This is a genomic window from Synechococcus sp. F70.1, from assembly GCF_047502745.1.
GTDB lineage: Bacteria > Cyanobacteriota > Cyanobacteriia > Thermostichales > Thermostichaceae > Thermostichus.
Map to the genome: position 1 here is coordinate 1 of NZ_JANSJL010000087.1, position 10649 is coordinate 10649.

7 protein-coding genes and 1 pseudogene are annotated in these 10649 nt (G+C 59.4%); 5 read left to right on the forward strand and 3 right to left on the reverse strand.

The genetic code is table 11. From position 1 onward, the window contains the following. A partial coding sequence (locus NW860_RS08730) for a glycosyltransferase (RefSeq protein WP_414513660.1) occupies positions 1–1299 on the forward strand: 1299 nt, incomplete at its 5' end. Between the two features lie 57 nt (positions 1300–1356). On the opposite strand, the gene NW860_RS08735 is transcribed toward NW860_RS08730, so the two are convergent. The 3 genes from NW860_RS08735 to NW860_RS08745 form a co-directional block, all read right to left on the reverse strand. After that, entirely contained in the window at positions 1357–1533 is a 177-nt protein-coding gene (locus NW860_RS08735) for a hypothetical protein (protein ID WP_414513662.1), read from the reverse strand. Positions 1534–1963: 430 nt separating this feature from the next. Then, positions 1964–3691 carry an alkaline phosphatase D family protein gene (locus tag NW860_RS08740; protein ID WP_414513664.1) on the reverse strand — a complete coding sequence of 576 codons (1728 nt, stop codon included), beginning with the start codon at positions 3689–3691 and terminating at the stop codon, positions 1964–1966. 178 nt (positions 3692–3869) lie between these two features. Next, positions 3870–4823, reverse strand: coding sequence for an RluA family pseudouridine synthase (locus tag NW860_RS08745; protein WP_414513666.1), 954 nt, complete (start codon positions 4821–4823; stop codon positions 3870–3872). Between the two features lie 312 nt (positions 4824–5135). Between NW860_RS08745 and ppsA the strand changes: the two genes are divergently transcribed. The 4 genes and pseudogenes from ppsA to NW860_RS08765 all read left to right on the forward strand — a co-directional run. After that, positions 5136–7601: a phosphoenolpyruvate synthase gene (gene ppsA, locus NW860_RS08750; RefSeq protein WP_414513668.1), complete on the forward strand. Its 2466-nt coding sequence runs from the start codon at positions 5136–5138 to the stop codon at positions 7599–7601. A 69-nt stretch (positions 7602–7670) separates the two neighbouring features. Continuing rightward, on the forward strand, positions 7671–8939 hold the full coding sequence (locus tag NW860_RS08755) for a dihydrolipoamide acetyltransferase family protein (RefSeq protein WP_414425847.1): 1269 nt from the start codon (positions 7671–7673) through the stop codon (positions 8937–8939). A gap of 727 nt (positions 8940–9666) precedes the next feature. Continuing rightward, positions 9667–10407, forward strand: a complete 741-nt coding sequence (locus NW860_RS08760; protein ID WP_414513671.1) for a hypothetical protein — start codon at positions 9667–9669, stop codon at positions 10405–10407. Next, a pseudogene (locus tag NW860_RS08765) lies at positions 10395–10649 on the forward strand (right-handed parallel beta-helix repeat-containing protein); the annotation flags it as partial. The gene NW860_RS08760 and the pseudogene NW860_RS08765, both read left to right, overlap by 13 nt.

Below are 10649 nucleotides of genomic sequence, written 5' to 3' on the forward strand. Positions count from 1 at the left end.
TGGACGACTCTGACCATTTTGGTGCTGCTGATCAATCTTTTTTACGTCGCTTCGATCCTGTTCAAACTGCTGCTCAGCCTGGTGGGATCCGCCGATCGCTTCCACCAGATTACCGATGAAGAAGTGGCCGCCCTCGATGACCGCACTTTGCCCATCTACACTATCCTGGTGCCGGTCTACAAAGAGCCAGAAGTCATCCCAATTCTCATCAACTCCCTCTCCAAGCTGGACTACCCCCACGAGCGCTTGGATGTGATCATCTTACTGGAGGAAAACGACCAGGCCACCATCGAAGCCGCTCGGGCCGCCAAGCCTCCCCGCTACGTGCGCCTACTCATCGTGCCAGATAGCAAGCCCAAGACCAAGCCCAAAGCCTGCAACTATGGGCTGGCCTTTGCTCGCGGCGAATACCTCACCATCTATGACGCTGAAGATATCCCCGACCCCGACCAACTCAAAAAAGCGATCATCGCCTTCAAAAAAGGGGATCCCAGCTTGGTCTGCGTCCAGGCTGCTCTCAACTATTTCAACCGCAACGAGAACTTCCTCACCCGCATGTTTACGCTGGAGTATTCCTACTGGTTTGACTACCTCCTGCCAGGCTTGGAAACTCTGAAAATGCCCATCCCCCTGGGAGGCACGAGCAACCATTTCCGCACCGACCGCCTGCGGGAATTGCAGGGGTGGGATCCCTTTAACGTTACCGAAGACGCCGATCTAGGCATCCGCGCCAGCCAGCACGGCTACACGGTAGGGGTGATCAACTCCACCACCTACGAAGAGGCCAATTGCGCCCTCAAAAACTGGATCCGGCAGCGCTCTCGCTGGATTAAGGGCTACATGCAGACTTGGCTAGTCCACAACCGCCACCCCCTGCGCTCGTTGCGCAAACTGGGCCTCAAAAACTGGCTGGCCTACCAATTTTTCATCGGGGGCAGCTTCTTCACCTTCCTCACCAGCCCCATTATGTGGCTGCTCTTTTTCTACTGGCTGCTCACCCGTGCTCATTGGCTGCAAAACATTTTCCCCAGTTGGCTGATCTACCTAGGCTTGTTCAATCTCCTGGTAGGAAATGCCATCGGGATCTACTTGAACTTGGTGGCTGTCTTCCGACGCGGCTACTACGATCTGGCCTTCTATGCCCTGCTCAACCCCATCTATTGGCAGCTCCACTCCATCGCAGCCTATATGGCCCTGTGGCAGCTTTTTACCAAGCCCTTCTACTGGGAGAAGACCGTCCATGGCATAAGCAAGTTTACCCACGCCAAAGTGCAAGAAGCCACCCAAAAAGCAGGCTAGGCTGCTGACTTGGCTTTCCAAGCCGTGGGGGCGAAGTTAAGGACAGCCGGCGCCCCTTTAGAAGCTGTAGTCCGAATCTACAATCACAGCGCAACCACGCGGGTGGAGACAGCTAGCCATAATCACCTTGACGGAAAAGTTGCCCTCGTAGGGTGCTTGCACAATGGGGAAATCGTCCAAGAGTTCGTCTGTAGCCAACACTTGACCACTGGCATCGTAAAGCACCAGATCCACATCGAAGCAATCCCGATCGCACTGCGCCCAGATGTTTTCACCTTGGTAGAAGTAGCCTGTAACTACTGTCGATTGTCCATGAAAAAGCCATAAACTACGGCTCTGAGCCTAGGCGGCAGCACCCCCGACAACCGCGGCTGCCCCTATCAGGCTTGCCATCAACCAGCCCCGCACCGAAGCCATAGGAATGCCCTCCTTACTGAAGAACGGAGAAAGAATGGATTTGGCTACAGGGATCCCCCTCAACACCCACACTCTAGCAGCCAACTCTGTTTCTCCCGAATGATCCAGATCACGTTAAGGATCCCATGTTGAAAATCGCAAAAAAGGGATCCCGACCAGAGCGGGGATCCCTTGATTTCGATCAGAGTAGGGTGGATAAAATCTGCCTAAAGCCCTCTATTTTTCTAGGCCGGAGCTATCCAGCTCCTCACTGGGGCAGAATCAGTTCTCCGCGGCGTCCCAGGGGATCGGTCAGAACACTGCCGGTGGGGCCTTTGATTTGAATGGTGCAGCGGCTGCCGGACACTTCGATGACGTTGTAGTTAGGCACTGCCAGCTCCAAGAAGCGCAGGTTGCCCGTTGTTACGCCAGGGATCCCGCTCACCTCTGGATTGGCAGGGTTCACAGGGGCCAGAAAGCCATTCACAATCCGGTAGTAGAGGCGGCTGGCGTTGGGGATCCCTAGGCGATTCCCTTCTTCATCGATGCTTAAAGCGGTAACACTCCGTCCGGTGGGGCCAGTCCATACTTCCCAAATGGGGTTGCTGCTGCCGGGGTTGACCTGGCCGATGAAGCCAGCATGGTTGTTGCCGGTTAGGAACACCACGTTGCGGATGTTGTTCTGCTCGATAAAGTCGATCACCTCCTGCCGCTCCAGCCAATAGCCCTCCCACACGTCGTTGGAGCGGAAATAGGTCACTGTGATGGGAAACTCGCTGACGATGAACTTGTAGGTGGCAGTGGAGTTGCGCAGGCCGCTGAACAGCCACTGCTTCTGCGGCTCTCCCAAGAGGGTGCGCGGCGTGCGGCGCAGCAGGTTAAACAGGGCTTGCTCGGATCCCGGCGGGCCGAAGAAAAGGGTCTCCTGCTCGGGCGTGAGGCGGATGCCGGCCAGCTCCAAAAAGCGCTGACGAGTCAGGCCGGGGGGCAAGATGGGCAGGATAGGGGTCACGGCAGCCAAGTCGCGGTACTGGCGCAGGTCGAGGATGAAGACTTCGGCATTGGCCCCGTAGCGGAAGCTGCGAAACAGCCGATCCCGGCTATCCACCCCCGGCACATCCGTCAAATTCGGGTTCATGGGGCTGTATTCAAAAAAGGCTTGGTAGCCTAACACTCTAAGATCTTCCACATCGCGGGTTTGCCCGGTGGCGTCGTTGAGCTGGACGGCGCGACCGCCGCGGGCCTTCTGGCCGCTGTAGTTGTCGATCACCTCGTGGTCGTCCCAGTTGTAAACAAAAGCCGTGCGGCTGAACAACTGGGCAAACTCCGGCCCGGCATATTTGGGATCCCGCTGATCCCGATAGAGGCTGCGGTAAAACTCAAGCGTTGGTATCGGATCCAGACCCAGCCAGAAGCGATCCGCGTAAACGGTGTCGCCGTTGAAGGCGATGAAATCGATGTCGCCGCGGTTGACCTCTGCCAGCAGGGCCGCCCCGATGGGAAAAGGAGGCTCGTTGGCGCAGCTGATGTGCAAGAAGCGGATGGGCCGCCCATCGCCTGGAGCTGGCAGGGTGCGGAACTGGCCCACGGGGCTGGTAAACCCCTCGCTAACAAAACGGTAGAAATAGCGCTGCGCCGGTCTTAGGCCGGTGACGACGGTGCGGACAATGTAGTCGCCTGGCTCGGTGCGGTAGTTGCGACCGGCCACGCGGCGGGCAGTGAGGGAAACCTGCTGCAGAATGGGGCTGAACCCAGCATTTTCCGCCACCTGCAGCGTCACCGCCACCGTATCCACGCTGCTAGCCGGCACCACCCGCGTCGAGAGCACTGCCCCTTCGGGGGTGGGATCCCCGGCAAACACCCCTTGGGGAAATCCCGGCTCTCCCAGCGGCGGGATAGAAGAACTGGAGGTGCCCCCACAGGCGGCCAGGGCAGCTGCCCCACCCCCAAACATCAACAACTGCAGGAAAAAACGACGGGAGCTCAGGGAACTCATAAGGCTAACCTCAGCGACGCCGGCAAATGTAAAGGGATCCGCAACAATGGCTAGTTGCCTTTAGTCAAGCACTTTTGCCCCCGAACGGAGGTTGTGGATTGGTGAAAGCTGGGTTAGCCTCTGTTTAAGAACGCCGAGCTCCGTGCCCTAGCTTTTTGCAATCCTGCTTGCCTCTCCCTTAGCTAACCTGGCTGCGCAACTGCCGCAGCAGCCGCTCAAACTCCTCTGGCAAGGGAGCGGTAAACTGCAGTGGCTGGCCAGTGCGTGGGTGAACAAAGGAGAGCTTCCAGGCGTGGAGAGCTTGGCCGCTTAGCTTGACGGGGCTGGTTTTGCTCCGGGTGTAGAGGGGATCCCCAACAATGGGCAGGTGCAGGTGGGCGGCATGCACCCGAATCTGATGGGTGCGACCGGTCTCCAGCTCAAACTGCATTAGGGTGTAGTTGCCCAGGCGCTCCAGCACCTGCCAGTGGGTTACCGCTGCTCGCCCTTGGCCGGGGGGCAGGACGGCCATCTTCTGCCGATCCACCGGGTGCCTCCCAATGGGGGCAGAGATAGTGCCTTGGCTCTGGGCAGGACGCCCGAACACCACTCCCAGGTAGATGCGCCGGGCAGTTTTGGCTTGAATTTGGGCCTGCAGGTGCTGGTGAGCCTGATCGTGTTTGGCAATCACCAGGGCGCCGGTGGTGTCTTTGTCCAGGCGATGGACAATCCCCGGACGCAGTTCGCCGTTGATCCCCGAAAGGTGAGAACCATGGGCCAGCAGCGCATGCACCAGGGTGCCGCTGGCGTGTCCGGGAGCAGGATGCACCACCAGGCCGCGCGGCTTGTTGATGACAAGGAGATCCTCGTCTTCGTAGAGGATGTCCAAGGGGATCGGTTCCGGCTGCAACGAGGTTGGGGTGGCTGGCGGGATCCGCACCTCGATCTGATCCCCCGCTTGCAGGGGGCGATCCTTATCCAGGCAGGGCTGACCATTGAGCCAAACCTGGCCCTGGCGGATGAGCTGCTGCAGGCGCGAGCGAGACAGATCCGGCAGTTGTTCTGCCAACCCGCGATCCAGCCGCAAGCCCTGCTGTTTTTCCGTCACTGTCACCCGGCGAATTTCTGCCACTGGATCTCTGGGGTCTTCCATTTGCCCTGTTTCCGCAAACTGCTGCTTTGAAAACATTGTGGCAGAGCGGTTACTTTTGCATTAGGTAAAAAAGGTCGAAGATTTGTGTCAGCTTTCTCAGCAGGATCTTGGCAGGATTGGCTTTGTGTCGTCTCCTTCTCAGGTTTCTCTAGGGGGCTGTGCTGGGATTTTAATCAGAGAAAAACCCTCAGTACAGTGGGAGTATAGCCCCTTAAAGCCGGTCCAGATTCTGGCTGGGGAAAGTTTCTTGCTACACGCAAGTGTTGCAACACTTATTGCACAGTTGGTCCGCTGGGTACAAGGAGGCAAGGCATGTTGGATGGAGCAGCGCTGGGGTCCCCGCTTCAGCAACCCCCTCAACGCCAGCTTGGCTCAGAGCCGCCCTTGGTTTTGTCTCTCACAGAGGTGGGCCTACGGGATATTGCTCAGGTAGGCGGGAAAAACGCCTCCTTGGGAGAAATGCTGCAGCAGCTAGCCCCCAAAGGGATCCGCGTGCCCCTGGGGTTTGCCACCACCGCCCATGCCTACCGCCAGTTCATTGCCGCTGGCGGCCTCGAGGAGAAGCTGCGGGAGATCTTCAAGGACCTGGACATCGAGGATGTGCGGAACCTGCGCGAGCGGGGCAAAGCTGCCCGCACCTTGATCCTGCAGACACCTTTCCCACTGGAGTTAGAGCAGGCCATTGCCGAAGCCTACCAGAAGCTGTGCGAGCGCTACGGCCCTGACACCGATGTGGCGGTGCGCTCCAGCGCCACGGCGGAAGACCTGCCCGACGCCAGCTTTGCCGGCCAGCAGGAGACCTACCTCAACGTGCACGGAGTAAAGGCGGTGCTGAATGCCTGCCACCGCTGCTTTGCCAGCCTGTTTACCGACCGGGCCATCTCCTACCGCCAGATCAAGGGCTTTGACCACTTTCAGGTGGCCCTCTCGGTGGGGGTACAGAAGATGGTGCGCTCGGACTTGGCCTGTTCGGGGGTGATGTTCTCCATCGACCCAGAAACCGGCTTCAAAGATGCGGTGCTGATCACCGCGGCCTATGGCCTGGGGGAAAACGTGGTGCAAGGGATCGTCAACCCCGACGAATACGTGGTCTTTAAGCCTACCCTGAAGCAGGGGCTGCGGCCCATCCTCTCGCGCAAGCTGGGCAGCAAAGCCCTGAAGCTGGTCTACGACGAGGAGGGATCCCGTTTCACCAAAAACGTACCCGTCCCCGAAAGCCTACGCCGGCAATATGCCCTCAAGGACGACGAGATCCTGGAGTTGGCTCGCTGGGCCTGCCTTATCGAAGAGCACTACTCGGCACTGCGGGGCCGCTTCACCCCCATGGACATCGAGTGGGCCAAAGATGGGATCACGGGCGAGCTGTTCATTGTCCAGGCCCGCCCTGAGACGGTGCAGTCCCAAAAAGCCGCCAACCGCCTCAAGACCTATCGCTTGACGCAGCCACAGGCGCGCCCAGAACCCCTGGTTCGGGGACGAGCAGTGGGGGAGGCCATTGGCCAGGGCACAGCTCGGGTCATTTTGGATGTGCGCCGCTCGGATCAGTTCCAAGCGGGCGAGGTGCTGGTGACGGAGAAAACAGATCCCGACTGGGAGCCGATCATGAAAAAGGCCAGCGCCATCGTCACCAACCAAGGGGGGCGCACCTGCCATGCGGCCATCATCGCCCGCGAGCTGGGGATCCCGGCCATTGTTGGCTGCGGCAACGCCACGCAAGTACTCCGCTCCGGCGATCCCATCACCGTCTCCTGTGCCGAAGGGGAGGAAGGGCGCGTCTATCCTGGCTTGCTGTCCTATGAAGTTACAGAGATCCCCCTCGAGGAGCTGCCCCGCCCCCGCACCCAACTGATGATGAACGTGGGCAACCCGGAAAAAGCCTTTGGCCTCAGCGAGATCCCTTGCGATGGCGTGGGTCTGGCGCGGCTGGAGTTCATCATCGCCAACCACATCCAGGTGCACCCTCTAGCGTTGGTTCACTACGAGGAGGCGGTCAAGGAGGAGCCGCGCCTGGCAGAGCTCACCGCCCAGTATTCTGACAAGCCGGAGTACTTTGTGGACAAGCTGGCCCAGGGAGTGGCCACCATCGCCGCTGCCTTCTACCCCAAGCCGGTGATCGTGCGGCTATCGGACTTCAAGAGCAACGAATACGCCCACCTGCTGGGCGGATCCCGCTACGAGCCTCACGAGGAAAACCCCATGATTGGCTGGCGGGGGGCCTCCCGCTACACCGATCCCCGCTATCGCGACGGCTTTGCCCTTGAGTGCCGGGCCATGAAACGGGTGCGGGACGAGATGGGCCTGACCAACGTCATCTTGATGATTCCCTTCTGCCGCACCCCCGAAGAAGGGCACAAGGTGCTGGAGGAGATGGCCCGCCACGGCCTGGTGCGAGGGGAAAACGGCCTGCAGGTGTACGTCATGTGCGAGCTGCCCAGCAATGTCATCCTGGCCGACGAGTTCTGCCAGATCTTCGACGGCTTTTCCATCGGCTCCAACGACCTCACCCAGCTCACCCTGGGGTTGGACCGCGACTCCGCCCTGGTGGCCCATCTTTTTGACGAGCGCCACGAGGCGGTCAAGCGGATGATCGCCCAGGTAATCCAGACCGTGAAAAGCCACGGGCGCAAGATTGGCATCTGTGGCCAGGCCCCCAGCGACTACCCTGACTTTGCCCGCTTCCTAGTGCAGCAAGGGATCGACTCCATTAGCCTCAACCCGGATTCCCTGCTGAAAACTCTGTTGGTGGTGGCTGAGGCGGAAGGCGATGGTACCCAATAGGCTCAGGGGGCTGCGCTGAGATCGCGTTGGCTGGGTTACAATCTTCTCTGCTGTGTTGCCATCCCCGCCATGATCCACGAACTCTCCATGCCGGCCCTCAGCTCCACCATGGAAACGGGCAAGATCGTTGCCTGGCTGAAAAACCCCGGCGACCGGGTGGAGAAAGGGGAAAACATCCTGGTGGTGGAGTCGGACAAGGCGGACATGGATGTGGAGTCTTTCCACAGCGGCATTCTGGCCAGCATCCTGGTACCGGCAGGGGAATCGGCGCCGGTGGGCACGCCCATTGCCCTCATTGCCGAAACCGAAGCAGAGGTGGCCGAGGCTCAAGAGAGAGCTAAGGCCCTCTCTAAGGGTGCTGCGCCACTAGCTACGCCTAGTGCAGCCTCTGTCCCCCCAGTGCAACGGCCAGCCTCTGCCCCTGCAGCGATCTCCACCTCCGCACCCCCAACTGGCTCCGACGGGGCCGGATCCCAGCGGATCCTGGCTTCCCCACGGGCAAAGAAACTGGCAGAGAGCTTGGGGGTTGACCTGCGCACTGTGCGCGGCTCTGGCCCAGGGGGCCGCATCGTAGCAGAAGATGTGGAGCGGGCCGCAGCTCAGGCTGCCTCTGCTCCGGCGGCAGCTTTTTCCTCGGCTGCTCCTCCCCCTGTCTCTGCGCCCTTGGGAGAAGTGGTTCCCTTGAGCACCCTGCAGGCGGCGGTGGTGCACAACATGAACGCCAGCCTGGGTGTGCCAGTGTTCCACGTCGGCTACACCATCACAACCGACAGCTTGGATCAGCTTTACCAACAGGTGAAGCCCAAGGGGGTAACGCTGACGGCCCTTTTGGTCAAAGCTGTGGCCCTCACTCTAGAAAAGCACCCCCTCCTCAATGCCAGCTACACAGAAAACGGGATCCACTACAAAGCGGACATCAACATTGCCGTGGCGGTGGCCATGGAGGATGGGGGCCTAATTACCCCTGTGCTCAAGCAAGCCAACCGAGTTGACCTGTACGAACTCTCACGGCGTTGGAAGGAGCTGGTGGAGCGAGCGCGGCGCAAGCAACTGCAGCCAGAAGAGTACAACAGTGGCACCTTCACCCTCTCCAACCTGGGCATGTTTGGGGTGGATCGCTTCGACGCCATCCTGCCCCCCAACCAAGGGGCTATCTTGGCCATTGGCGCTGCTCGCCCCACCGTGGTGGCTACGCCGGAAAAAGCCATTGCCATTCGCTCCCAAATGCAGGTTAACCTCACCTGCGACCACCGCGTCATTTACGGCGCCCACGCTGCGGCCTTCTTGCAAGATCTAGCCCAGTTGTTGGAGCAAAAGGTGGAATCCCTGACGCTGTAGAACTCAATAAGGGGCAGGCTGGGATCTACCTCAAGAGCCTAGGCGTGGATGCCGACGCTAATGTTGTGGGTGCAGAGGACGAGAGCTGAGCAATCTCGGTCAAGCTCCGCCAGAATCCGCTCGCGCTACTCTCGGTACTAAAGCCAAGGGCACTGAGGTTGGCTAGCTCTGGCTCTACCGGTTCTCGCACATCGATGAGTTGCAGCGGGGCAGCCCCAGGATCTCTTAAGCGGGCAGCCAGCTGTTGCGCGCGACCGGGCGAATGAAAGAGAACATGGCTGACCTGTAACTTATCTGGATCCGTTCCTAGGATATACCGGCTCAGCATCTGCTCTGGGCTGCTTGCAAGTGGTCGTGGTTGGCCGACAACGCTAGAACTTCAAATTTCCCTACTGACTGCAGACCCTCTGCCAAGATCCCATCCCCTTTAGGAGGCTCTGCTTGAGAAGATTGATCCCAGGGGTCTATCGGGGCTCTGGGTGTCTTCAGTTCTGATAGGCTTGACTGATGGGAACTTGCCAAGGATCTTCCACCGATGGAAGGACTTCGTCCTACAAACAGCCAAGTATCCCAATCTATCTGGCCAGTTCGTTCCCTTTTGCTGACTCTGTTGGCAGGGATCGCTTTCGGCTGTAGAGGAGGCACAGGCAACTCTCCCCCTCTGCCGTCGCCAGGTAGTGGATCTGTCGTCCTGCAAGTGGATCCGGCCAGGGGCCCCTTTACCAAGGTGGCTGATGCCGTTGCAGAAGCGCAGCGGCTGCAAAATGCCACAGCAGGACTAGAGGTGCTGATCCAGATTTTGGGGGCGGGCAAGGAGAGACTGGAGAAGAACCTCGCCCTGGATGGAGGTGACGGCACCAATGGCGGGCGGATTCGGATTACCAGCTCTGCTGCCTACGAGATCCTAGCGGGGTTGTTCGATGTGGTTGTAGCCAGCCAAACTAGCCTGCAAGGGGTAGAGGTCGTGTTGGAAGGTGGAAAGATTCAGGTCAACGGTGGCACCTTTCAGCCGAGCAAGGTCACCCTCAACAACCCTAGCTCCAACATCTTGGTCAACGGCGATGCCGCCGTCTTGGAGGGAGCTTTCAACCAATTGGCCCAGATCTTCTGCCGGCAATTTTTGGATCCCTGTGTCCAGATCTCGGGCAATGGTCGCGTCGCCAGCATCTCAGTCATTGTCAGCAAGGTAGGGGGCGTAGGTGTGGCACTATGCCGGGGAGCAACCCCCTCATTGAGAACAACGCGATCCGTCTGCAAGCTCTGGGGGCTTTGGCAGTTCGCTACATCGACAACTCTGGCGGGGTTTTCCGCAGCAACCAAATCGAAGGGGATCCACCCACTGCCGCGGCTAGCTTGGCGTTGCAAGGCCAGCAACAAACAGTTACCAGCGGCACCACTGGAATCCAACTGGATGGAGCGGGATCGGCTCCAGCTATTCAATTCAACCGGATCGGCGTGGGCGGGATAGCTGGCAGCGTTGGCATCCGCATTTTGCAAGGAACGCAAGCCCGCACCATTGCCGGAAATACCTTCCTAGCTCGGGGCGAGGGCGTGGGAGTAGCCATTCAAGTAGCTCCCGGCACGCCGGAGGCAGTAGCCGCCGCTTACTTGGCTGGCAACAACTTCCAGGGCAACTTTGCCGAGAGAGTTGGCAGTGGATCTGCGCCTACGCCGATACCGACAGCTAGACCTGTCCCAGTGCTGACTCCC